Genomic DNA, 23,719 nt, shown 5'->3' on the forward strand with positions numbered 1-23,719 from the left:
GAACTTGACGCGGCAGGACCGCCCCCGACCGTCGGGGCCGTGCAGGCAGCCCTCGCCGACGCTCCCGCCACGTCGGTTGCGCCGGAACCGTCGGGCAGCTTCGCCGCCCTTGTCGGTGTCTTCCCGGTCAGCGGTTTGGGCGTCAGCGGTCCCGGCACGCTATCGATCGGCCGAGGACTGCTGATCACCGCCCTGCTGGCCGGGCACCACCTCCGCACCCCAACGCTGGTCACCACCAGGGCAACGCTAACCAGCCTCCTGGGCGGCGACGCGCAAGCACTCGACCGGCGTCTACCACGGCTCACCACCGTGGAGACCATCCACGACGCAACGCGGCTCGTCGAGTCCGCCCCCTCACCGAGGATCGTCCTCCTGCTGAAGGAGGAGTGCGACGGCTACGACGTGAGACACCTCGCTGATATGACGGCCACGGCCGGTGGCCGGGTCGTTGTGCTGGGCGGATGGCCGGCGGGCCCGACCTGGCAGGCCGCCCCGACAGGCCATCTGCACGACCCCTTGCGCCCCGAAGAGCCTGGACCTCGACTGTGTGTCCTCGACCAGGTGGCGGCGACTGACCTGCTCGCCGTCATCGTCCACCCCGACCCGGCACCGCCTCCGGGCCCTCCCCTGCCGCACGTGGTGCCACCCAAAACCAGGTTGCCGCGGCAGGCGACCCGAGGCGAGCCCCGCAGCCGGCCCGATGCTTCCACTCGGCGGCTTCGTCTACGTGTCTTGGGCGAGCCCACCCTTCTCGTCGATGGCGAACCCCTCACCATCCGGCGCAGCGCCGCCCTCCAGATCCTCGTCTTCCTCGCCACCAGCCACCCCACCGGCGCTAACACCTCACAGCTAGCCGATGCCATTTGGCCCGGTGTCCCCCGCCGGTCCCTCACCGGACGGCTCTACACCACCCTCAGCGAACTCCGCACTGTCATCCGTGATGCCAGCGGGCTGCACGTCATCGAACACACCGACGACCGCTATCGCCTCAATCCGGCACACCTGAACGTCGACCTGTGGCAGCTGCAAGCCGCCATTCACCACGCCGCCAGCGCCGTCACCGACACCACCGCTGCCTGGCAGGCCGTCGTTGACGCCTACCCTGCTGACCTCGCCGCCGGACGCATCTGGCCATGGCTCGACCCCATTCGTGAAGCGACCCGCCGGCACGCCATTGACGCCTGCGCCGCCCTCGCCGACGCCGAACCTGATCCGCCGCGCCGCCTTGCCCTGCTGCAGGCGGGCCTCCGCATCGACCCATACAACGCAGACCTCCACGCCCGTGCCCACACCGCCCTCACCACCCGCGGTGACCGCGAAGCGGCCACCAAACTGCACGCCCATTACCTATGCCTCCTATCGGAGGCAGGGCTCGACGACGATGCCCCCAATCACCTCCCGAGCAGGGCCAGCAACGCGACCGGCGGCAGCCGGTAGTAACCCGACTCACCTAACCTGAACCAACCTCGGTCCGTCTGCTCGCGCATCCCCTGGCACGCCATGTCGTGACGCGCCCGCGAACTACACACGTCACCTGACTTACGTCGCTACCTGACCGGTTTGCGAGGCAGCAAAGCGGCAGCGGCTCCTACAGTTCCAGCCGCGACTTCGTCCCGTAGCTCACCAATACGACCTTCCCTGACCAGTAGCTCGATCAGGATTTTTGCGACGACCACGTTGCCGCTATCAGCGTATTTACGCAACTCATCGATGTCACCTCGCTCGGCCAAAATATTGGACAAGCAAATAACGGCATTCGCGTTGCCAGACTCGGCACGTTTGCGCAATTCAACAATCTCTCCTCGCGCGGCGAGCATGAGGGCCAGCTGACTTTCGGCGAACCAGCTGTTTGCTGATCCATCGCCAATGTCGGCCCGTTTTCGTAGCTCTTCGATTTCTCCACGTATGGCCAGTAATTTAGCGAGGCGCTCACTGGCCGCAGACTGCTCCCTGGCGTCAGCGAGCTGGCGGAGGGCATCGAGATCTTCCTCTTCGACCAGCCAGTCGGCCAGCCGGTTGGCAGCAAAGAAGTCGCCGGCGTCGGCATGCTGACGTAGCTCAGGGAAACTCCCGGTCTCGACCAGGATTTGGGCCAGAAAGTCGCGAGCCGAGTAGTTGCCCGCGTCGGCACGTTTACGCAGCTCGCTGATGTGTCCGTGGCCGGCAAGAAGTTGGGCGAGGTAATGAGACTCCCCGGACCTGTCATTGATTTCGGTACGGTCGCGCAGTACCGCGATAGCCTCTTCGCTTTGTCCCAGTTTGACAAGAACGTTGGCCAGTTGCGTGACCGCAGCCCTATCGCCGAGATCGATAATGTGGCGGAGTATCGCGACGGCTTCGTCGAGGTTGCCCTGCTCGCTCAACAATCCGGCCAACCGGCGGGCGGCCATCCGTTCTCCGGCGGCAGCCCGTTGACGCAGCGCGGCGATGTCGCCGCGTTCAGCCAGCAGGCGGGTTAGCCGGTCGGCTGCCGGCCAGCTTCCAGCGTCAGCTCGCTCGCGCAGTTCTTCGATACGGTCATGGTCGACGAGCAGATCGGCCAGTTTGTAATCTGTTCCGTCAACGTCGCCAAGGCGGCGGTAGAGATTCTCTGCATGTCGGTACTGGCCGCGGCGCTCAGCGTTGTCGGCGAGGCGGCTTGTGTCTGCAGGGTGGTGGTGATCCACGAGGGCCTGCCAGGCAGTATCGGGCAGGCTAGCGACGCGGCGAACACCTTGTGCGTGTTGGTACAGGTAATCAGCGACGGTGTAGCCGGCAGTGCGGCCCATACCGTCGGCAACAGAGATGAGGGGTGCAACCGCGCCGACAAGCACAGTGGTGGCGTAGGTGAGGCCATGGTCGAGCCAGTCAGATGGTGCTTGCGCCTGTTGGGCGCTGGAGAGGTAGCCAGGTGCGGCGGCCCCAAGCAATTCGCGCGAGAGTGGCGCGGTCGCGCCGACACGTCGGGCGTCAAGCGCGGCGGTGATCAGTGCCTTGCCGTAGCACTGGTTGTCTGGGGCGTGTTGCCACGACCGGATCAGCTCAGGTCCGGCGGCGAGGGCTTGGGTGATCCCGGCGTCGCGGGTGTCCAGAGCGATGCGGATCCGCCGGTCGCTGGCCAATGCCTCAGCGCGGTGCCGCTCCGCTGTCGAGAAGGCATCCGGTACGCCGATGATGTGAGCGAGCTTGAGGAGGTCCCGATCGCCGGCATGGGAGTCGGACTGGCCGTAAATCGGCTTTGTGGTGCGGCTGGTGTACGCGGACGGCCATAAGGTCGCGACGGTCACTGTGCCGCTGGCAATCAAGGTCCGGACGAGTCCGGCTGGCAGCCCATCGGTTCGGTCGAGGTAGCGCTGCAGTTCATCGAGCCAGACAACGGTTCGCGGAGTTGGCGCGGCCGCGAGTGTGCGGATGGTGTCGATGGCAGTTGGGTCTGGGTGGATCAGCCACCAGTCGGGCAAGACTGCTTGGATCGCATTCAACAGCGTCCTAGTTTTGCCGACCGACGAGCCACCGAGCAGCAAGACGAAGCCGCCATCGAAAGCCGCGTCGGTGATCGCGGCACGAAGCTCGATATCTATGTCCCGCCGCACGTATGGCGGCAGCTCACTCTGGACCCCGTCGACGCGGATGGCCCTGTGCACCCCAAGTAGGCGTGCCCTCGCGTCTCGCACCCGCACCGCCCCGATCGGACGGGCCAAATGCGCGGTCGCAACCCGCTCAAGCGCCCGCAGCCATGGCGCTTGAGCCTCCTCGTCGAGACCGCAGGCTGCGAGGAAGGCGGTGATCGTCTCCTGCATCGGCACCCAAACGCCGTTGAGCAGATTGCTGATCGTCGACTTCGGCAACGCACCGCCGGCCGTCCGGTTCAGCTGAGCATAGGAACAGACACCGCGGAGATGGTTCAACGCCTGCTTCAACTCCGCAAGGGTTTCCACTCCGTCTGGGTCGAGCGGGCGCCTGTCCTTTGCTGGTTCCAGGTCACCGCGCACAACGGCCTCCTGCCTGTTCGACGAGATCAACCAAACCTCTCGAACCCCAGCTTAGGTCCAACAGCAAGAGTGCGGTTTTCCGCAGGTCACCTGCCCGAGACTTAGCCCAGCAGTCCGACTTCCTCCCAACCCGATGCCGGAGCTGTTCCCCGTGAGTTGACTCGAAGCTGTCCCAGGGAGAACCGGCCGACTCCTCCCGCCTCAATCTGCAACGGGAGCACACGATGACAGGGCAGACGAGCGAGAAGAACTCGCGAGAGAAGATCACCCTCGCCGCCATCACCGGCATCGCCTCCGGCGTCGCTCGGGGGATTATTTCCTGGCTTCTAGAGCATCTGCGTTGACTCGCCCCTCAACCGAGGCGAGCCCGAACGAATGGCCGGGCCTACAGCCTGGATAGCTTCCGACAGACTCCACAGCTGGCTCAAGCAGAACAAGATCGGCTACGTTCTCGCGGTTCTCCGCGACGCCATGTCACTAGACGCGGCTGGAAGACTGATCCCGCCGTTGGCGACAAGCCTGACGACGCACCCGGCGAGCGGCGGCATCCTGTGTGATGCCGTCGCTGGCCGACGTTGTGCTCAGGAGTTGCAGGTGTTGAGCGTGGCCTGTAGCGCCGACTTTTCCGACGACTGCAGTCTCAGGCTCCAGTTGTACTTCACGGTGATCCACATCTTGCTGTACGTGCATCGGTACGACGACAGGGACGGCTGCCAGGTGGAGGGGTCCTGGTCGCCTTTGGACTGGTTGACGTTGTCCGTGACCGCGATCAACTGCGGGCGGCTGAGGTCGTTGGCGAAGCTCTGTCGGCGGCTGGTCGTCCAGGAGTTGGCGCCGGAGCGCCATGCCTCGGCGAGGGGTACGACGTGGTCGATGTCGACGTCGGAGGCGGCGGTCCAGGTGGCGCCGTCGTAGGGGCTGTACCAGCGGCCTGAGGTGGCCGCGCAGGAGCTGTTGACGACGACGGAGGTGCCGTCGCGCTTGAGGACCTGCTCCCGGGTGTTGCAGCTGCCGCTAATGGTGATCCAGTGCGGGAACAGGTCCCGGGAGTAGCCGCTGGTCGAGCCTTCTGTGGCCACGGTCAGCGCGTTGAGCTGCGATTGCGCCGTCGCCTTCGATGGGATGCCCGGGGGCGTGGCGGACGCCGGCTGCGCGCTGACGCCGACGAAGCCAGCGCCCGTGACGACAACGGCGGCGGCAACCGCGACCGCATGCACAGCGCGGGGGAAGCGGGCAGAGAGTCGTATCCGCACAGCGGCCTCCTCGACATCGGGTAGACGGCAATCGTCTACAGCGATCATGTCCATCGAAGAGCGTGTTTGTGAAGAGAGAAGGAAGCAGTAACGAATCCGCATCGTCGCCTCACTCCCCCACGTCGCGGGGCGCGGAGGTACGGCAAGGCTGTGACCTGCGGGTGTAAGGCCGTGTAAGGCCGTGTGAGGTGCTGTTAGCAGCGGCATCGGTATCAGCAGCCCATCCAGCTCCTACGGTCTGTCTCACCGCCCCTTGCGCACCTCAGGAGGGAGACACGCCATGGCGAGACGAACCTCAGCAGTGCTCGTACGCGCCGGTACCTTCGTGCTCGCGCTGGCACCACCGGTGCTGCTCTACCGGGTCGGCTGGATCAGCCCCGGGGTGGTGTCGGCGGACCAGTTGCGGCTGTGGCTGAGCCAGCCGCTGAGCGCCGATTTCCTCGCCTTGCTGGGGCAACTCGGGGCCTGGCTGCTGTGGCTGCTCCTTGCCGTTGCTATCGCGGATCACACCCACCAATACCTCGCCGATCGCCTGCGCTGGCACGTCGTGCTGCACTTACCCCGGCCACTGCAAACGCTCACGGCGGTTCTGCTGGGCAGCACTGCCGTCACCACGGTGGCCGCTTTGCCCGCTGCCGCCGACAACACCACCGCGATGGACGCCGAGCCGCCACCAGACGCCCCATCGTCGGTAGGCGGTGGGCGACCTACTCCCGTCGCCCTGGATGCCCCGCCGGCTCCCGCATCACGAGTGCCGCACGGGGAAACTCTGGGAACGCCGCCGGCCCTGACCGTCTCCGTCCGATCCGCCGCGCTGCCGACCCTTCGCCAGGACGCTGGCGCCAACGTGGCTCGTTCCACCCCGGGTGGGACGTGCCGAGTCGCCGCCGCAGACACCCTGTGGGATCTCGCCGACAAGCATCTCGGTGACCCAAAACGCTGGCGGGAGATCTACGCACTCAACCGGGGGCACAAACAGGCCAACGGCTACGCCCTCACCGACCCCGATGAGATCCACGTCGGGTGGACACTCGCGCTCCCCGCCCATGAAACCACACCAGCACCTGCCCTACCTGATCCCAGCGCTCCCATGCCTGGCAGCCCTGACGTCGCGGTACCCGGGACAACCGACACCGCGCCCACCGCGCCGCCGCCGGCACCACCAACCAGCGCCATACCGGCCCCCGACAACAAGACAACGAGTACGCCGAGGCCGCCCACCTCCGCGCCGAGCGTCACTGCCGACGGTGCGGCGTCCGCCGCCGAATCGCCCCCCGATCAACCAGGCAACGAGGCTGGGGTCGCACTGCCGACGCAGGGCTGGATCAGCCTCGGCTTGGCCGCCGCCATCGCCGCCGTGGCAGCCCTGCTCCGCCTCCACCGACGCCGCCACGCCCGGCTGATCTTCCCGGCACCCGTTAGCCCTAGGCCGCAATCCACCCTGACACCGCCGCCTCTCACCGACATCGAGACCATCGGCAGCCGCGACCTCAGCACCGCCGTTGGTGACCACCGCCGTGCCAGCCCTGCCGTGCCGGCTCCTGTCGGCGTCAATCTTGAGGGCAGTGAGGTGAGCTTGTTCCACCTGCCCGGTCCTGGCCTCGCCCTGGGGGGAGCCGACGCCATCCCGGCAGCGCGCGCCGTCCTCGCCGCTGTCCTGACCACCGGCGTCGCCGACAGCGCCACCGTCCGCCCGGTAGTCGTCACCACGGCAGACCTACTCGCCCGACTTCTCCCCCCAGGTGCGCCGCTGATGGGGTTGGATCCCGACGGCACCGCCTACGACGGCGACCAACTCATCGTCCTCGCCGACACCGCCGCAGCCATCACTCATGCCGAGGAAGAGATGATCGGCCGGCGGAGGCTGTTGGACACCTTCGACACAACCACCATCGCGGAACTCAACGCACGCACCGACCACGCCGAGACGCAACCGCCGTACGCGCTGCTCATCGAGTCCACCCGCCGGCACGCCGCCCGCCTCCAGGCCGTCGCCACCCACCGCGCAGCCCTCGACCTGCACCCAGTCATCCTCGGCCCCCACAGCGGCCTCCTCACTCTCGAAGTCACTGCCGGAGGCATCGTCACCAGCGACACGCCGTGCCCGCTGGCGCGGCTGTCCACCATCAGCGCGGACGACCTCGCCGCCGTACTGGCCATGCTCACCGCTGTCCAAACCCGCCCCGAACCCGGCACCGACATCGACGACTCACCAGCCGAGACCCCGCCGGCCGCGGCGCCCACCAAGGCGACCGAGCCAGCACCTGCCCAGACCGACGACACAGCGACCCTCGTTCGGCTCAGAGTGCTCGGCCCCGTCACCGTCACCACCGACACCGGCCCGGTGACCACCGGAATGCGCAAGGGCTCCTACACGGTGCTCGCCGTGCTCGCCGCCCACCCCACCGGCCGCACCCTCGACCAGCTCACCGCCGACCTACACCCTGACGTCGACCAGACCTCCGCCATCAAACGCGTCCGCACCGACATCACCTCCGCACGGCGGGTCCTTCGCACCGCGACCGGCCACGACGAGCCGATGTTCATCACCTTCGACCCTGCCACCAGCAGATACCTGCTGGATCCTCAGGCAGTCGCGGTGGATCTCTGGCAGATGCTCACCGCCATCCGCCGGGCCACGACCATCACCGACAACGACAACGACAGGCTGGCCGCGCTACGCCGCGCCACCGACCTGTATGCAGGCGAGTTCGCTGAAGGCTACGACCACCACTGGGTCACCGACTACGCCACCAGCTACCGCCATCAGATCCTCACCGCCTACGCGCGCATCGCCGAAATCCTCGAAACCGACCACCCCGACGAGGCAGTTGCGGCTCTGGAACGCGCCGCCGACCTCGACCCGATCAACGAGGAGCTGTACCAGCGGATAATGCGGATCCACGGCCGACAGCAACGACCCGACGCCGTGCGGCGAACCCTCCGCAGCCTGGAGAAACACCTCGCCGACCTCGGCGGCGCGGAACCGTCACAGGCAACCCGCCGCGTCGCCGAACGACAACTCACCCCCACCGCATCGGCCATCGGAGGGTCGCGATGAACGAGACGCGGCTCCAGCGGATGCAATGGGCCGTACGGGCGACGCTAACCCTCGGCGTGGCCGCCTCGGTCACCGCGAACATCCTGCACGCGCAAACGAACCCGATCTCCCAGGCCATCGCGGCATGGCCGCCCCTGGCCCTGCTGATCACTGTCGAGCTAGTCACCCGCGTACCCGTGCACCGACGCGCACTCGGCGCCCTCCGGGTCATCGCCGCCTCAGCCATCGCCGCCATCGCCGCTTGGATCAGCTACCACCACATGGTCGGAGTCGCCGTTATGTGCACCTGATCCAGGTCTGCCGGTGCAGAGCTGGGTCACTCCGTCACGGACATGTCCGTGACGGCGCTCAACGCCCTTGAGCGCCGTTACCATAACGTGATCCGTAACCCTCCGCCGCGAGAGTGTCCGATTGATCCGATCTCAACGCTTTTGCCAAGCCGAAGGAAATAACCGTTGGTGATGGCGCGCAGGCGGAGTGTTGCGACAGATAGTCGACGCCCCCCGCTCAGGAGGTGGGGCGGATAGGGTCACGATCAACAAGACGCGCGTCCCGCGGGGTGTAGACCCGCGGGACGCTGTGTCCCCAGCCCTCGTCGTAGGAGGTTGTGTGAGAACCAATCGCATGGTACTGCATCGCGCATCGCGCTTTGCAGCAGTCGCGCTCATGGCCATGGCCGGAATGTTCGCTGGCGCGGTGCCGGCAAGCGCTGGCCCGGCGCAGCCGAGTGAGGGCGAGATCCGTGCCGCTCTCGAAAGCGTCGCCGACGGTTCGTGGACTGAGTCCGACATTGCAGTGTTGAAGCAGGTGCCGGAAATCGGCCACAGCGTTCCGGACCCTCGAGACCCTGGCATCCTCGTGACGTCTCCTCAGCAACCTGGTTCCAGTGCCAAGCAATCGGGAAGCCGATCCTTCGGTGTTTTGGCACTGAGCTGCACCAGCCAGTGGGCCTATGTCGAAAAGAACGATGTCTTCGGCAGCAGAATCTATCGGTTCAACGTCGAGACTGAGTGGTGCTATGACACGGTCACAAAGAAGCTCTCGTCGATCGACCGTGCGGATGGCTACCTGTCCCACACCTCCTGGGGTATCTACTTCAACACCTGGGAGGTGGATTCCAAGTCAGTTCGCGGCGACCGCTTCAGCGGCTACCACAACAAGAAAGCGGCGGTAGACTACTGCGTCGCGGTATACGGCTGCTACACCCAAACTCACCCGAAGATCAACATCGAGTTGGGTTCCACGGCCGGTGCGAATCCATGGAGCTGGAAGGTGTCTTCCTCTTCCGCAGGGTAATGTTTGGCTAGTTGCGAGGAGGCGGAATCGTGCAAGTCAAGCTGCGCTTTCTACTGGTCAGTACGGCTCAGGTCGCGGTCGCTGTGCTTGCATTCGCCTTCCTGATGACGCTCATCTTCGAGCCGGGCGAATGGCGCAAGAGTGAGTGGCTTTTCGACCTCATGCCGCTGCTCGCCATGGTCGTGGCGATCAATGTCGCGGTGCAGCTATTCCGTCTACGCCGCAACGCGAAAAAGTAGCCAAACTTTCCTTGGTTTTGCCCCGCCGTCAGATGCCGGACGGCGGGGCAAACTCCTGCTCCGACTGTTGGAATCATCGCCAAGAAGTCGAATAGGACTTGTATCGATGATGCCGGTCCGGTCAGCCGCCAAGTGGAGTTAGAGCCCTAGATTGCATGATTTTCAGGTTGGCGGACAGAAGTACGCAGGTTCCGGATTTCTCCGTGCGCAACTTCAAGGCGATGGGTTAGGTCGGCATTGTCAGCGCGGAGTTGTTTGATTCGAGCGAGGGCGGTGTCGAGGCGGTGCCGCAGCGAGGCGACAGTGGCGGGCTGTGGGCCTTTGCGGTCGGTGGCGGGTTGGCGTTGCTGGAGTTGCCGGATCGCGGCGATGAGGTCGGGTTGGGTGTAGAGCCAGGACCGGGAAACGCCGGCAGTGTGGGCGAGGCCGGCGACGCTGGTCGGACGCCCGATGCGGGCAGCGATGGCGAGGGCCTGCTCTGCGCGGGTGCGGGCCTGCTCTGCGCGGCGGCGGGTGGCTTCGGCAAGGGCGGCCGTGTTGTCAGCTGGCGGCATCGAGTGTCTCCACGGTGCCACCGGCGAGGACCTGTCCGGGGCCGGTGGTCTCGAGGGCGGTGATGATGGCGTCGAGTCTGCCGAGGGTGCGGCGGTTGCGTTCGGCGATGCGGGACAGGCCTGCGGCTTGGGCGTCGTCGATGAGTTTGTCGGTGTCGTCGCGTTGGCGACGGTGCTGGTCGAGGAAGTCGGCGGTGGTGATGAAGAACCGGCAGTCCAGGCACGGGTTGGCGTACTCGCAGTCGGTCTGCACGGGGGCGCCGCAGTAGCCGTTGGGGAGGGTGACCTTCGCGCGGACCAGGCTCAGGCGCGTCCAAGCCGCGCTTGCGAGGGGGTGGTCGGCGGGGATGGCCGCGGTGTGGCCGTCGGCGTTGACCTTGACGGCTTTCTCCCAGTGGGCGCGGACGGTGCTGTTGTGCAGTCGGGCGTAGACGGCGGTCATCTGCGGTGACATGTGGTCGAGTAGTTGCTGCACGATGTGCTGGGGGACGTCGGCGTTAATCAGTCTGGTGCCGAGGGTGTGGCGGAACTGGTGGGCGGTGACCCGGGCGGGTCGGCGGTGTTCGTCGACGAGGCGGATGCGTCGTAGCCAGGTGTCGAGGTAGTCGCGGAAGGAGATGTCGGGCATCGGCCGCGCCCCGTCGAGGTTGACTTTCAGCGCGGGAAACAGCCACCGGCAGCCATCGGGAAAGCGAGCGAGGACCATGGTCTGTTGGTCGGCGATGCGGGTGGCGAGGTCCTCGGCTATCGGGAAGAACGCAGCCCGCTGGTGGATCTTGTGGTTGATCCAAGCGAGGTAGGGCGCGTCGCTGTTGTCGCGCACCACGCAGTCGAATGGTAGGTGCCGGGCGTCTTTGAGGCGCAGGCCGCAGTGGATGAGGATGCGCAGGATCAGCCGGGCGTCGTCGTTGCCGAACAGGGCAAGGTTGGTCTCGGACTCCAGTTGCCGCATGAGGTGCTCGCTGATCCAGCGAGGCTTGGACGCCGGCTTGCGCGGGAAGTCGTCGAAGATCAGCGCGTTGCCGGGGATCCCGGGTGCCCAGCCGTGACGTTGCACGTCGCGCAGGAACCGGCCGACGCCGCCGATGTGCCCGGCGGGCCGCCCACCGGCCAGCCACGATTCAATCTCCTGGCGGGTCAGCTGCTCCGGCCCGGCCGCAGGCCCGGCGTGGGCGGCGAAGCGTGCGGCGAAGCTGGTCAACCCGAGCAGGTTGCTATGCACGGTGCTCACGGTCAGGCCTTGCGCCAGCCGCCACCGGCACCACCGTCGGGCCAACTCGCCCAGCCACGGCTGGGCGATGCCACCGAAGCGCAGGAACCGCAGCCCCGCTGCGGCGACGCCGAGCAGCCGCAGGTCCCACACCTCACGCGGATACTGATCGGCCCACGGGTCATCACCGATCAGCAACCGCTGCAGCCGGATGCGGGTGTCGAGAACGAACTTCAGTGACACTGAGGCGTAGAGGCGCTTGCCCTCGTAGATACGCCGGTTGGTGCCGAAGAACGTCCGCCAGCCGTCCTCGTCGAGATCCAGGATGCTGGTCACCCCGGCATCGGCCAGACGTTTCACCGCGAGGGTGACCGCACGGGCGGTGGTGCGCTTGTTGGCCTCGTCGTGGCGGCACTGCAGCCCGTACTGCACCTCCAGACGCAGTCCCCGGTCCAGGCGGGCGAGGTTGACGTGCGGAACCTGCCGCATCCCAGCCTTAGCCCGCAGGTCCGCCTGCCACTGGACCGGGTCCGGCCGTCCGGCGACCGTCCACCGACTGTGGTGGTGCTGGCAGAACGGGTTGCCCGGGCCGTTCGTCCAGCGAGGGCAACCGGTGAAGGTGCAGTCGCGTTCCCCGTCCGAGGTGGGGGTGTAGCGCACGCCGGCCAACCACCGCTCCCGGTCCGGTCTGCCCGCCGCGGCCCAACGAGGCGCATGCCGCGGACACAGCCCTCGATACAACGTCGAGCGGTTGCACCCCACCACATCGCACGCTGGCGGGACACCGCGCCTGGCGAGGCGTTCATCCTCACCCGCCAGCCAGGCGTCAAAGTCGACCGCCTCTGACCGAGTGGACAACCACCGCTGGTAGTGGCTGTCGCATATCCCCCGCGTCGGCTGCCCGACCATGTTTGGGCAGTTGACCACCCGACACTCGCCCGTGACGAAGACGCTGTCATCGCGGTCGGGACGGAACACCTCCGCCCGGAACCGCGGACGCACCTCCCGCATCAACAGCTCCAACAACCCGGCGCAATCAGGCGCGCCAGCTGCGAAGCCCGACCGGCGCCCGGTCACGCCAGAACCCCCGCCGTCTGCAATGCCCGGCGGTGATCCTCAACGCCCAGGTGGCTGTAGGTCTGTGATGTCGTGGTCGCGCTGGCGTGCCCGAGCAACTCGGCCACCACCTCCACCGGCACGCCCGCCCGCAGCAGCCTCGTGGCATACCCGTGCCGCAGAACATGCGGCGTGAAACCGGCAATCCCCGTGCGCTCCCGCAACCGCCCAACCAGCTTGGCCACCGCACCAGCGGTCATCGGCGCGCCCACCGGCGGCCGGAACAGGTTGACGAACACCCAATCGCTATCCAACACGCCGTACTCGACCTCCATGTAGTCGGCGTACGCGTCAAACACCACCGCCCCTGCCGGCACTACCCGCGCCTTCAACCCCTTCACCCGCGCCGCGTTGACGTTGCCCTCCCTCGGGACCACCCTCACCTCACCGGCACGCAGCCGAAGATCTGCGTGCCGCAACCCCAACGCCTCCCCCAACCGCAACCCCGTCTGATCCAGAAGAATCAGCAAGAACCGATCCCGCCTCCGTGCACACACGGCCACCAACCGCGCCACCTGTGCATCCGACAGCGCGATCGCAGGCTTGCGGGATACCGCGATCCGGATAGGACTCACCATCTCCGGCCCCTGCCGGGCCCGACGGGTGTGCACCAGCATCGGAACGAACTCTCCCGTCGCCCGCGGCCCCGCAGACGAGCCCAGCAACGCCGGGACCGACGCGTCCCGCCGAGCGTGGAACCGGTAGAAGCTCGCCAGCGCAGCCCGCTTCCGGACCAGCGTCGCCGACGCGATCGCCGAGGGCGTGCCCGGCAACACGAACACCCCCGGCACCCGCGCCGCCACCGGCCGCGCCACCCAGGAAAAGAATCCAGTCAGCTCCTCCAGGCTCAACACCCGGAAACCCCGGCCAACCTGATCGAGCCACTCGACGAAATCCCGAAGATCGTGCGCGTAACCGGCGATCGTGTTCGGCGACCTGCCCACGGCCACCAGGTGAGCCAAAAACACCTCCACCGACTCCACCGGCAACCCGCCCGGACCTACCACCGTGAACGACACAGCGCTCGTATCCAGATCACGCAACCGCTGGACTCGAAACCCCACCAGCAACTCCCGTCACAGACACCAGCACGAAGTGTCCGTTACGGGCTGCTGGCACTGTCACAACCAACGACGAAGACGTCGAGGACGGCACGGCTCCAGCTACAGGTAATCGTCGCTCAATATGGCGAGACCGGAACAGTGCCGTACCTACTGCCCCTGTCGGTGGACGGGTTGATCATCGTCGCTTCGGTATCCCTCGTAGAACTCGCCGCCCGGCGGAGCGAGCTCGAAGGCCAACCACAACCAGCACCGACCGACATAGCGGCCACGCCGCCGCACCCGATAGCTGATTTAGCACCAGTGCCGACGGAAAGCCTACCGACCGCTAGCCACACCATGCCGACTGTAACGAATTCCCTGCCCGGACGCTCGCCCGTGAAGATCGACGTGGACACGCTGCGCATTGACGGGGTCCCCAACCTCGCCGAGCGTCCGATGGGCGGACAAAGCACGCACGATGGTGCAGGGGACCAAGCCCTCGACCGAGAAACATGCAAGTCCGACAGCTCTGACCAGGACGTTCCCGCGGATCTCGTGGCGCTGCTTCCCGCAGCCCGCGCTGCCCGCACCGAACTGACTCGCGAAGGCCATGCCGTCAGCCGCGACGCCCTCGCCCGTCGGCTGCGCCGCAACGGCTACTCCATCCGCAACAGCGGCGTGTCCGAGCTGCTCACAGTGTTACGCCGGGATGATCGAGGGGCAAGCTGCGCCGAACCCACCACCTCGGTCCAGCACGGAAACATCGAGCACTAGCGGGGGCAGAGGAACCGCCCCGCCGGCACGGCCACAACTTGCCCAAGCGGTCAAGGCATGCAGCCACGTAGGAGTGTTTCACCTCGATGCACCAAACCTGCCCTGCGTTAATCGCTATAAGGCATCGTCAGCAAACCGTCGTCCCACTTCTGCAGGAATGCTTTCCCAAAGAGGCGTGTAGCCAGCGTGTTCGTACGGTATTACCTCCCGCCCCTTCACCTCATCGGTATAGGAGAAGAAACGATTGAAATGTTGGCTACCCGCATGCCAGTGAAGAGATGCCAAAAGCGCCGCGATGGTCCTGTCCTTGTCCCTGAACGGCCGACCCTCCGAATCTATCCGCGTGAATCGACCATCGAATGACCTCCACCCAAAAGAATAGTTGTCGATATCACTGAAGTCATGGATCTCACTGATATCACACTCATTGTGAATAAAAAGCCTACTCAAGTACGGATAGCCAGCCAAATTCTCGTGCGTCATGTGCGCCATATAGAATCTAGCGATGCGTTCGCGCACTTTTCCCGGCGTTGTTAATGGTCGCCCATTCGAGTTATTCCTGATCTTCCAAGCCATTATGTACAGTCCGGGCTTTGGCGTACGTCGCTGACTGCGCTCCCGGTAAAAGAGCTGCGTAGCGCGCCACTTAGTACCGAAGTCATGAAAGGAAGCCAGGGCATCATCTAGTTGCGGGATGGACAATGAACCCTTCACTTCAATGACGGCACGTACGGCTTCAGGGCGAACGACAACGAAGTCACCGTCTCGAAAGACGGGAGGAATCTGAGATACGTCGTATACGAGAACATCGCACTGACGCGATATCGAGTAGGCACTCTGATTGAGCGGATCAAAGAATTCAGACTTGGCGAGATTAGAGGAATTGTTATGAGGAAACAGGACGAACCCGGTGCCCACTTGAACGCTGGTCGGGAGGTATCCACGAATGGTTTCGGCAAGAACACGCTCTTTATATTGCCCAAGCGATGGGTAGTGTGAGCCTCTAAGTAGTCGCTCCAGCAGTTCAACCCGAGCAGTGAGGCTCTCACCGAGCAACGCCGAGAAGCCCGTCAGGTCTGTCCTGTCCATACGAAACACGGTAGCGTCTATCGAACTCGCGGGAAAGATGGGATCCGCTTGCTCCTTCGCGATCCTCACGGCGGCCCAGGGTGATTTGGACTGCGACGGCGCCCCTGCCGCTCTCCTGGCGCGTACAGGGATCGCGCGCGTGACAACCTCCTTGGCCTCCGCGTTGGGCATCGCCGACGGCGCGCGTCTTGCACCAACGCCGACGTTCTCGTCCCCCAAGTCGGCCAAGTCTCGAGTCGCTTCCAGCCGCGCACAGGAAGGCGTGCGAAGCCACCCAAGTCCATCACGGGTGCCAGTACAGCCGCCCTCCGCAGTCACGCGGGTGGTCTCTACGATCGCAGCATTGCCTGCCGCTTGTCAGCGACAAGTTGATTCCTTGTCATTGACAAGGCCAACCCAAGCACTCAACGTCTGATTTCGCAGACCATCGCGGCACGAATCGCACAGGCTGTCCGGCGCCAACCTCGCTCATCGGATGTACCAATGGAAACGGCACCCGAGTGGCGACTCGGGTGCCATCGTGCCCCCAAGTTGCCTTGACCAGCAGAAGGAGCGTCCATGAGGATACCGCCAACCCATCGCCCACCGGAACCCGTGCCAGGCGAGGCAAGACCAGCAAGCCGTCAAGTCATTACGGTGCGAAACTTCGTCATAACTGCCGTCTGCCTAGCGGGAGCTGCGGCAGTTCACCTCCGGACCGACGATGCCATCCTGGCGACCACAACACTCCCGGTGCTACATGGCTTTCTCAGCCATTGGATCGCCGACTAAACAATAACGCCTCCGGAGGCCATCTATGGCAGCTACTCTTTGGCTAATCAAGATTGAGTTCGCACGCACCCCATCAGCCCTCGCCGCACTTCGTTCAGCCGCCAACAAACTAAAGCTGACCGTAACGGAAGTGCAACGAGAGTCGAGGCCCACCGTTTTGATTACTCGACGCTACCGGTGCACGTATCCGGAAGAGGCACTGACTGAGGGCTGGGCCCTAGTTTCGGAAGTACGGAAAAAGATCGGGCCGGACTGCCGGCCGGTTGCAGTCGTGATGCATCCCGAATCCGAACCTGAGCCAATGCCGCCAGCGATGGCGCTGTCGGAGATTGGCGTTGCATTAAACGTATCACGTCAACGCGCTCAGCAACTCTCACGACAGTCAGATTTCCCAAGGCCTATCGCCAAAACTTCAAACGGCCCGATCTATGCCACCGCAGACATAGCCCGATACCACGAAGCGCGGGAACGAAAGAACGGTCGAGCGACCAACGGAAATGTCACCTTCCCTAAAGTCGTTGATATCCGCTGCTAGTTCTGCCAGGGTTGTGCCTTGAATTCCGGCCAACGCTGCAGCCTATAACGCTCGTTCGATTGTCCGACCACCTCGAGGGGAGCCTCGCCCACGCGACCTCGCCTTCGTCGTTGTAGGCCTCGTTGGTTCCTGTGGGCAGTTACGGGCCATCCATAACCACGACCGAGAAGATTTTCGCCGTCCTGGACGCAGAGCCGTCGGCCCCATACCCCAGGTCGCGACCGACAACAGGCTTGATGGTGCTGTCGAGGTTGGGATGGATGGATCCTGATGCCCGGCCGGGCATCAGGCCGAACACTGCCAGGAGGAATCACCGTGAACGACCAGCCGCCCGCGCTCCGCACCGTCGAGGTCGATCCTGACGTGTACGACGTGTTGGAGCGCACCGCCACCAGCCGAGGCACTGATATCAACGGCGCGTTGCGTTATCTGACCGAGGCCCCGACGCCTCGGATCGTTTCCGACGACGAGGACTGACCGGGCCCAACCAGATGGGTGCCGCCGGGACTCCGCTACGCGGCCCCGGCGGCACCTCCCATCTCAGGGCGCTGCACGAAAAGCGTCTCCGCTCGCGTCCGAGGCAGCAGCAAGAAGTCGTTGTGCGGTGCGTGGCGTGACGCCGAGTTGCCGCGCGAGGAGCACGCCGAGCCCGCGCCGGTCCCGCCCGGCGGCGTCGGCCTCGGCCAGAAGTTCGATCGCGGTGTGAAGGCGCGCGTCGTCGGCGTACGGGTGAGGCTGACGGGTACCCGTCACGCCAGGAGTACGGCCGGTGGATTGCCGGCCCGTGCGGGCGTCGGCCACAGCCCACACGGTGCGCCGGTACCACCGGCGGCGGATTCGCCCGTCCGACAGTTCCTCGACGTGGTCGGGATGGTTGAGCAGGGTGGCGGGCAGGTTGCGGTATGAGCCGTAACCGAGGACTTTCGCCGCCGCGCCCGAGCCGATGAGGTCCTCCGAGTTGCCGCGGCGGTCGACCTTCGTTAGCTCGGCGCGTTTAGCGACCTGGTGCACGGTGTGGAACGTCTCGATGTCGTCGAGCCAGAACCAGTCGCGGCCGTCGTGGCGGAAGCCTTCGGGGAAGCCGAAGCGGGCGCGGTGGCGGTGCCAGTGGTTGACCGTCGAGTACGCCGCGACGACGTGCGCGGCGACGCCCGCCCGGTCGAGGGCGATGCGTCCGCCGATCATTCGTCGCGCCACGTGTCCATCCTCCCCCGGGTATCTCGCTGCGGCGCCGCCGCTCAAGGCGGGTGGGATCCCTCCACCGTTAGGATCGGCGGCACGCTCGGCTCGGGTGGAAGGCGGTCGTTGGTCCGCACTCGGCCCGGGTGGGGCGAGGTGGCCGGCGGGGTTGCGCACACCCTCGGGTGTGCCCGCCGGCCACCGTCCCGCCCCGGTCTAGACGTGCGGGCGCAGCAGCCGCCACGCCACCTGCGCCATCCGGTCGATGCGCAGCGCGGCCAGTTTCGCCCGTGTGGCGGGTTTCAGCGCGTCGTAGACGGTCAGGATCGCGGCGGCGGTGGTCATGTCCACCATCACCCCGTCGATCTTGCGGCAGTTGCCGCGTGTGACTTCCCGCAGCACCTCGATCACGCGGGGATCGCCTGCGGTGGCGTCGTCGGGTAGCGCGTCGAACTCGACCAGTCCCTCGCAGTCCGGGCAGGTAACGAGGTGCGGGTCGTCGGTGATGCGGGTCAGCGGTCCGTCGTCGGCTGCGCACACCGCGCCGAGGCGGCGTCGGGCCTTTGCGTGGGTGAACGCCGGCCGCTGGTGCCGTGAGGTGTCGGTCATGAGGTCGTCTCCGTGCCCGGCCAGATGCCGAGAGGATGGCCGGGAATGATGCGGCCTCGTCCGGGCGCGAGGGTGTCGAATACCTCGGAGTAGGTGGCGTGCAGCTCCCCGCGAACGCGTACGAGGTGTTTGCCTCGGGTGAGCTTGGCGGGCAGCGCGTCGACCACGCGGCGGATCAGCCCGTAGAGGTCGCGGGCCTCGATGAGGTCGGCGCAGCCGTGGCAAGCGGGCCACCGTTCACCCCATGCCTGAGTGACAGCGTGCTCGGTGTCGGTGCGGCGCACCCGGGCCGCTGCGTGCCGAGACCGGTAGTCGCTGACGCTGACGACTCGCGTGGTGACTCGGCGGTGCTCGCTGAATTGGTTGGCGCATCGGTAGATCCAGGCCGCGTCGGGCGCGGAGCAGAAGTCGCACTCGATGATCGGGTCCGGGATCTCGGTGACTGGTACCGGCTCGGGGTCGTGGTCGCCGTTGTCGCCGCGCTTGTTGGCGTGCTGGTACGTCACCACCCCGAGGCCGTTGATACGGATGCTGACGCCTCGTCGGCAGCGTCGGCAGTACGGCGACTCCAGCAGCGGCGCCGTGGTGGAGCCGAGCGCATCTGGCCCGATTGGCTTCCCGGACCGGTCGGTCTGCGGAAGGTGCGGCATCACCGTTCACCCCCGCCCTGGTTGCGGGTGTTCGGCGAGCCGGCCTCGGCGACGCCAGCGGCGCCGGACGGGTTGAGGGTTAGCCCGAGACGTAGCCGGCTGAGGTCGACCAGTCGCCGGATCAGGCTCACGGTTCCGACGCTCAGGTCGGGGTCGTAGTCGTGGGCGATGCGGCAGGCGTCGCGCAGGGCCACACACGCGTTGGTGAAGGCGGCCTCCAGGGCGGCGTGGTCGTCGGCGCGGGTGCACCTGACGACGTGATCGGCCGGGAAGCTGCGCTCGATGCCGCCGGGGAAGCGCAGCGTGTAGCGGCGTGCGTGGGTGGTGTGCGGGGTGGAGTAGGTGACGTCAGTGACAGTGCCGAGGCGGTGTTCGGTGGCGTCGGCGGGGGTGATGACGCGGGCGGTGTCGCCGTATTCCATGGAGCGGTACATCGGTGCTCCGTTCAGAGGCCGGGGTGGGAGGGGTTGGTGGTGTGGTCGGTCTCGCCGTAGCCGTTGATCTCGAAGGCGATGAGCCGGTCGTCGGTCTCGGTGGTGTCGGCGTGCAGGTAGAGGTCGGCGGCGCGGCGTTTGACGCCGATGGAGACGCCGTGCACGTCGAGGACGACGTAGGCGGTGCGGTCGCCGGGCTCGCCGGGGTAGACCCGCAGGTTGAGCCGGGTCAGCACCTCGACGCAGACAGGGTCTACCGTGCCGAGCTTGGCGAGCGCGTCCGCGAGGTGCTGACCGTCGAGGGTGCGCTGGCCGTCGCCGATGCCGTCGGTGTTCTCGGAGGGGTCGGTCGAGGTCGTCATGCCGGCTTCCCGTTCTCGCCGCTCGCCTCGGGCTCCGCGGTGGAGTGGGAGGTGGGTGGGAAGGTGGCGATGGTCTCGCCCAGGACGCCGCCGCCGAGTTGGTCGGTCAGGGCCGCGAGGCCGATGAGGGCGGTGCCGAGGGCGACGGCTTGCGTCGGGGTGCAGCGCACGCGGACGCGGGAGCCGTCGCCGGTGCGGGCGCGGACCTCGACGTGGCGCCGCCGCCAGAGCGCGGCGGGCTGCTCGGTGTCCGGCTCGGCGATGACGGTTCCGCGCAGGGCCTCGCGCAGCGAGGCGCGGAGGAACTCACCTCGGCGCATGGCAACCGCCTCCCAGCGTGTTGCCGTGTTCGTGAGGACGGTGCGCTCGTCGCCGGTGGTGCTGGCCGCGAGTGCGCGGGCGCGTTCGGCTTTGCCGGTCGCCTCCGCGAATTCGACGGCGACGTTGAACAGGTGTTCGGGTCTCATGGGTGCTCCGCGATGATGTCGAGGGGATGCCGCCGGGGCGTGCCGCGCGGCCCGGGGTGCGACCGTGCCGCGCGGCACATCACGGGCGGTCAGGGATGGGCAGGCGGTGGCCCGGCGGCGGCGTCCGGCGTGGCCGGTTGCCCGGCGGTCCCGTCCGCGTCGAAGGGCGGTGCGGCCTTGACGTGGGGTAGGCCGGGGTCGAGTTTCTGGCCGCTGCGGTCGAGGCTGAGCGCCCCGTAAGCGGTCAGGTGCGCGCCGACGGCGAGGGCCTGCACGCCGGTGAGCAGCACGACGAGTCGGCGGCCCTCCGTGCTGTAGGTGTGCAGCTCGACGTGGCCGTTCGTCAGCGGCCGGACCGGCAGGAACCGCTCGACCGTCGCCCCGCCGGGTGCGGTCGCCCAGATCGCTGAGCAGAGTGCGTTCCACTGCTCATTGACGAGGGCTTCCCAGTGCTCGGCGCGGGCGATCAGGTGGGCGTGTTCGGCTTCGCTGGTCGAGTGTTCGGCCATCGCGCGGGCGACCTCGGCTGCCGCGTGGTGAGCGCTCACCCGGTTGGCCAGTCCGATCATGGAGGTGGCGGTGGGCTCCGGCGCGAGCATGGACTCGGCGGTGGGCGTGGGGACGGGCGCGGTGCCGGTGGCGGGGTGCTCGCCGGTACCGGGGCCGGGCGTGGTGGCCCGGCCCCCGTGCCGGGCCATCTCAGACCGCCAGCAGCTCGAACGCGCGGGCCTTTAGGTCCGCACCGGCACCGGTCAGCGCCCGCGTGGCGCGGGCGAGGTCGGACTTGGCGGGGGCGAAGTGGTCCACGTACTCGGTGATGGCCTGGAAGCCGGCCCACCGGGTGCCCTTGATCGCCTTCTGCGTGTCCGCGTCCCTGATGAGGTAGCGCAGCGTGGCAGTGCGCTGCTTGGAGTTGTTCTTCGCCACGTCCGAGGCGTCGTTGGCGAGGGGCCACACCTGCGCGACGATCTTCTCGAACTCGCCCATGGTCAACGACTCGTTGATCATTTTTTCGGCTTCGGTCTCGAAGTCGTGAAACGCGCGCCACATCAGGCCGAGGGCTTGCCGGGCCTCGGCGATCTTGCTGGTGACGTTCGAGGTGTGCCGGAACGTGTACGAGCTGACCGACCGGGCGAAGGCCAGGTTCTGGGTGTTCTTGCAGACGATCCGCACGGGGGTCGCATCGAGGCGTAGGGCGGCGGTGCCGTCGTGGGAGGTGGTGGCCGCGAGGTACAGGTCCATGTCGTCCACCCCGGCGATCTGCATCGCGGTGGGCAGCTTCATGGTGACGAACACCGAGCGGCCCTTGCGCATCGAGCCGGCGGTCTCGAAGTGCGCGCCGGAGGCGTCGACCAGGAGGTTGAGGGTCTCGGCGACCTGTTCGTTCTGCACCACGCTGTAGTCCTCACCGACCACGCCGAGATACTCCGTCTCGCCGGTGGCCGGGTTGGTCCGCACGGTCATGTACTTGTCGGAGCAGTCGACCTTCGTCACCCCGCGCTCGGTGACCTCGATGCCCTGAAGGGCGATCTTGCGGACCTCCCACCCGCCGAGCCACGCCTTGCTCATGACCTCCTCGGCGGTCATGCACTCGTCGGCCACAGTGCCGAGCTGATGCCAGGCGGTCAGCCGCGCAGAGGCGAACGCCGTCTGACCGTTCGCGAGAGTTTCCAGTTCGTGTGCCACGGTGGCACCCCTTCCGGATCGTTGGTGTTCGGGCGGGCGGCCCGGCCCGGGGGGTTGCGTCCCCCGGGCCGCGCCGTCAACAACAATGTTGCCTACCTCCACAGGTCGATCAAGGCGATCGGGTGGAGTCGATGAAGGTTTCTGCGGCGAATCTGACGCCCGCCGCCGGGCGTGGCCTACCGGGTGTCTGTGGCCGGGTGTAGCTGTCCTTCCAGGCCGTACGCATACGCGCGGACGGTTTTGAACGGGGCCGGTAGGTACACGGTGAACCCGTGTTCGGGGATAAACCGGGTCCGGTACGCGCGGGTGATGCCCAACAGGTACCGGTCGGGTTTGTCGCCGTGCGACCCCGGCGGGATGATGCCCGCCCCCGGACGGTCGGCACGGGCGCGGCGGTGCCGCCCGAGCGCCAGATGGGGGCACAACGACAGTGCGGCGCTCATGCACTCGGGGTGCCCCGGCGGATCGGCGTAGCGCATCAACTCAGCGGCCCGAGATCCGCCGAGAAACGCCACCCAGTACCCCATCGGCTCACCGCACAACGAACATCGGCGCTCGACAGCGAGGCGGGTCGAGGTGGTGGTGTTGATCGTGGTGAAGTCCACGTGCGACCCGCCACCGGTCGGGTCGGGGTGGATGTTGACCGGCGGGATGGGCAGGCCGCGCCGCGCGTCGTGGGGACGCGCGGCTAGCGAGGGCGGGATGTCGGGTCGGTCGGTGGCCGGACCGGCAGCCGATGGGCCGGTCACGAGGCACCGGCCGCACGGGTGGACCGGGCGTCGGTCACGGTGACGTGCGGTAGCTGTGACCGCAACACGGCGAGCGCCTTCTCCCACTGTGCCTCAGTCAGGGGCAGGGTGACCGGTTCGAGGTTCGCGGCGGTCATCGTCACGGCCATGATGTCGGCCTCTTCCGCCGAGTCGAACACGGCCACCATGTCGCCCCCGGCAACCATGTAGACGCGAGGGTCACCGGCGGGCCGGGGCACCCGGGCGGTATGGCGATGTTCGGCCAGCCACCGGCCGACCACCTCGGCCGGGTCGCCGGTCATGTCGTCGGTGTCGTAGCCCTCGCCATCGAGCCATGCGAAATGATCGGCGACAGTCCAATCAGGATGGATGAGCCAGCTTTGCCGTACGGCCTGCCACATGGTCAGGCGCGCCGGAGCGCTGATCGGTTCGGCCGGTTGGGAGCCGTTCGGACCGGGCGCCGGGCATAGGGGGGTGCCGTCGTGGTGGGACGTGACCGGACGCGGGGTGAATCCGTTGAGGGGCCAGTCACGCGGCGGTACTGGCCGGGCCGGTTCCCCGCATTCGGGGCAGCGCAGCCCCGGCGCGAACGTCGGGCCGTGGGCGTCGTGGTCGTGGTCGGGGTGGCCGTGGGGGGTGGTCATTGCCGTTCCTTCCGTGCGCTTGTGGGT

The 23,719-nt window shown here is 66.7% G+C and carries 22 protein-coding genes and 1 pseudogene; 7 read left to right on the forward strand and 16 right to left on the reverse strand.

What is annotated here, in order from left to right:
• Nucleotides 1–732: 732 nt before the first annotated feature.
• Complete coding sequence (locus tag DLJ59_RS26475) at nucleotides 733–1,437, forward strand: AfsR/SARP family transcriptional regulator (RefSeq protein ID WP_124775590.1); 705 nt, start codon at nucleotides 733–735, stop codon at nucleotides 1,435–1,437.
• Nucleotides 1,438–1,547: 110 nt separating this feature from the next.
• Here DLJ59_RS26475 and DLJ59_RS26480 read toward each other — a convergent pair whose 3' ends face one another.
• Both DLJ59_RS26480 and DLJ59_RS26485 read right to left on the reverse strand, forming a co-directional pair.
• Nucleotides 1,548–3,971 carry a tetratricopeptide repeat protein gene (locus DLJ59_RS26480; protein WP_124775592.1) on the reverse strand — a complete coding sequence of 808 codons (2,424 nt, stop codon included), beginning with the start codon at nucleotides 3,969–3,971 and terminating at the stop codon, nucleotides 1,548–1,550.
• Between the two features lie 581 nt (nucleotides 3,972–4,552).
• On the reverse strand, nucleotides 4,553–5,188 hold the full coding sequence (locus DLJ59_RS26485; protein ID WP_244236248.1) for a GmrSD restriction endonuclease domain-containing protein: 636 nt from the start codon (nucleotides 5,186–5,188) through the stop codon (nucleotides 4,553–4,555).
• Nucleotides 5,189–5,504: 316 nt separating this feature from the next.
• Between DLJ59_RS26485 and DLJ59_RS26490 the strand changes: the two genes are divergently transcribed.
• The 4 genes and pseudogenes from DLJ59_RS26490 to DLJ59_RS26505 all read left to right on the forward strand — a co-directional run bounded on the left by DLJ59_RS26490 (nucleotide 5,505) and on the right by DLJ59_RS26505 (nucleotide 9,820).
• The gene (locus DLJ59_RS26490) at nucleotides 5,505–8,285 is read left to right on the forward strand and encodes a bacterial transcriptional activator domain-containing protein (protein WP_124775596.1); all 2,781 of its coding nucleotides are present in this window, start codon (nucleotides 5,505–5,507) and stop codon (nucleotides 8,283–8,285) included.
• Nucleotides 8,282–8,557 (forward strand): annotated as a pseudogene (locus DLJ59_RS26495) (DUF2637 domain-containing protein); the annotation flags it as partial. The gene DLJ59_RS26490 and the pseudogene DLJ59_RS26495, both read left to right, overlap by 4 nt.
• A 337-nt stretch (nucleotides 8,558–8,894) precedes the next feature.
• Entirely contained in the window at nucleotides 8,895–9,581 is a 687-nt protein-coding gene (locus DLJ59_RS26500; RefSeq protein ID WP_244236246.1) for a hypothetical protein, read from the forward strand.
• Nucleotides 9,582–9,610: 29 nt separating this feature from the next.
• Nucleotides 9,611–9,820 (forward strand): hypothetical protein, encoded by a 210-nt coding sequence (locus tag DLJ59_RS26505; RefSeq protein ID WP_124775598.1) that lies wholly within the window; start codon nucleotides 9,611–9,613, stop codon nucleotides 9,818–9,820.
• A gap of 146 nt (nucleotides 9,821–9,966) precedes the next feature.
• Here DLJ59_RS26505 and DLJ59_RS26510 read toward each other — a convergent pair whose 3' ends face one another.
• From DLJ59_RS26510 to DLJ59_RS26520, 3 genes are all read right to left on the reverse strand, one after another.
• Nucleotides 9,967–10,374, reverse strand: a complete 408-nt coding sequence (locus DLJ59_RS26510; protein ID WP_124775600.1) for a DUF6262 family protein — start codon at nucleotides 10,372–10,374, stop codon at nucleotides 9,967–9,969.
• Nucleotides 10,361–12,244: a tyrosine-type recombinase/integrase gene (locus DLJ59_RS26515; RefSeq protein WP_244236249.1), complete on the reverse strand. Its 1,884-nt coding sequence runs from the start codon at nucleotides 12,242–12,244 to the stop codon at nucleotides 10,361–10,363. The genes DLJ59_RS26510 and DLJ59_RS26515 overlap by 14 nt, the downstream gene beginning before the upstream one ends.
• A 413-nt stretch (nucleotides 12,245–12,657) precedes the next feature.
• Nucleotides 12,658–13,683 (reverse strand): tyrosine-type recombinase/integrase, encoded by a 1,026-nt coding sequence (locus DLJ59_RS26520; RefSeq protein ID WP_208648844.1) that lies wholly within the window; start codon nucleotides 13,681–13,683, stop codon nucleotides 12,658–12,660.
• A 456-nt stretch (nucleotides 13,684–14,139) separates the two neighbouring features.
• On the opposite strand from DLJ59_RS26520, the gene DLJ59_RS26525 reads away from it, so the two are divergent.
• Nucleotides 14,140–14,517: a hypothetical protein gene (locus DLJ59_RS26525; protein WP_124775606.1), complete on the forward strand. Its 378-nt coding sequence runs from the start codon at nucleotides 14,140–14,142 to the stop codon at nucleotides 14,515–14,517.
• A 114-nt stretch (nucleotides 14,518–14,631) separates the two neighbouring features.
• Here DLJ59_RS26525 and DLJ59_RS26530 read toward each other — a convergent pair whose 3' ends face one another.
• Nucleotides 14,632–15,606 carry a DUF6602 domain-containing protein gene (locus DLJ59_RS26530; protein WP_124775608.1) on the reverse strand — a complete coding sequence of 325 codons (975 nt, stop codon included), beginning with the start codon at nucleotides 15,604–15,606 and terminating at the stop codon, nucleotides 14,632–14,634.
• A 1,621-nt stretch (nucleotides 15,607–17,227) separates the two neighbouring features.
• Here DLJ59_RS26530 and DLJ59_RS36700 point away from each other — a divergent pair.
• On the forward strand, nucleotides 17,228–17,389 hold the full coding sequence (locus DLJ59_RS36700) for a hypothetical protein (RefSeq protein ID WP_167493897.1): 162 nt from the start codon (nucleotides 17,228–17,230) through the stop codon (nucleotides 17,387–17,389).
• Nucleotides 17,390–17,452: 63 nt separating this feature from the next.
• Here DLJ59_RS36700 and DLJ59_RS26535 read toward each other — a convergent pair whose 3' ends face one another.
• The 10 genes from DLJ59_RS26535 to DLJ59_RS26580 all read right to left on the reverse strand — a co-directional run bounded on the left by DLJ59_RS26535 (nucleotide 17,453) and on the right by DLJ59_RS26580 (nucleotide 23,692).
• Nucleotides 17,453–18,097: a hypothetical protein gene (locus DLJ59_RS26535; RefSeq protein WP_124775628.1), complete on the reverse strand. Its 645-nt coding sequence runs from the start codon at nucleotides 18,095–18,097 to the stop codon at nucleotides 17,453–17,455.
• Nucleotides 18,098–18,307: 210 nt separating this feature from the next.
• Nucleotides 18,308–18,700 (reverse strand): hypothetical protein, encoded by a 393-nt coding sequence (locus DLJ59_RS26540; protein WP_124775610.1) that lies wholly within the window; start codon nucleotides 18,698–18,700, stop codon nucleotides 18,308–18,310.
• Entirely contained in the window at nucleotides 18,697–19,350 is a 654-nt protein-coding gene (locus tag DLJ59_RS26545; protein WP_124775612.1) for a hypothetical protein, read from the reverse strand. The genes DLJ59_RS26540 and DLJ59_RS26545 overlap by 4 nt, the downstream gene beginning before the upstream one ends.
• On the reverse strand, nucleotides 19,350–19,784 hold the full coding sequence (locus DLJ59_RS26550; protein ID WP_124775614.1) for a hypothetical protein: 435 nt from the start codon (nucleotides 19,782–19,784) through the stop codon (nucleotides 19,350–19,352). The genes DLJ59_RS26545 and DLJ59_RS26550 overlap by 1 nt, the downstream gene beginning before the upstream one ends.
• A gap of 11 nt (nucleotides 19,785–19,795) precedes the next feature.
• Nucleotides 19,796–20,146 carry a hypothetical protein gene (locus DLJ59_RS26555; RefSeq protein ID WP_124775616.1) on the reverse strand — a complete coding sequence of 117 codons (351 nt, stop codon included), beginning with the start codon at nucleotides 20,144–20,146 and terminating at the stop codon, nucleotides 19,796–19,798.
• Entirely contained in the window at nucleotides 20,143–20,613 is a 471-nt protein-coding gene (locus DLJ59_RS26560; RefSeq protein WP_124775618.1) for a hypothetical protein, read from the reverse strand. Before DLJ59_RS26560 ends, DLJ59_RS26555 begins: the two co-directional genes overlap by 4 nt.
• An 89-nt stretch (nucleotides 20,614–20,702) precedes the next feature.
• On the reverse strand, nucleotides 20,703–21,311 hold the full coding sequence (locus DLJ59_RS26565; RefSeq protein WP_124775620.1) for a hypothetical protein: 609 nt from the start codon (nucleotides 21,309–21,311) through the stop codon (nucleotides 20,703–20,705).
• A 1-nt stretch (nucleotide 21,312) separates the two neighbouring features.
• The gene (locus tag DLJ59_RS26570; RefSeq protein WP_124775622.1) at nucleotides 21,313–22,299 is read right to left on the reverse strand and encodes a DUF932 domain-containing protein; all 987 of its coding nucleotides are present in this window, start codon (nucleotides 22,297–22,299) and stop codon (nucleotides 21,313–21,315) included.
• A 176-nt stretch (nucleotides 22,300–22,475) separates the two neighbouring features.
• On the reverse strand, nucleotides 22,476–23,048 hold the full coding sequence (locus DLJ59_RS37655; protein WP_244236247.1) for a hypothetical protein: 573 nt from the start codon (nucleotides 23,046–23,048) through the stop codon (nucleotides 22,476–22,478).
• A complete protein-coding gene (locus DLJ59_RS26580) occupies nucleotides 23,045–23,692 on the reverse strand; it encodes a hypothetical protein (RefSeq protein WP_124775624.1) in 648 nt (215 codons plus the stop codon). The genes DLJ59_RS37655 and DLJ59_RS26580 overlap by 4 nt, the downstream gene beginning before the upstream one ends.
• Between the last annotated feature and the right edge of the window lie 27 nt (nucleotides 23,693–23,719).

Origin of the sequence: Micromonospora inaquosa (assembly GCF_003857055.1) — a bacterium.
In the GTDB taxonomy this organism is placed as follows: domain Bacteria; phylum Actinomycetota; class Actinomycetes; order Mycobacteriales; family Micromonosporaceae; genus Micromonospora; species Micromonospora inaquosa.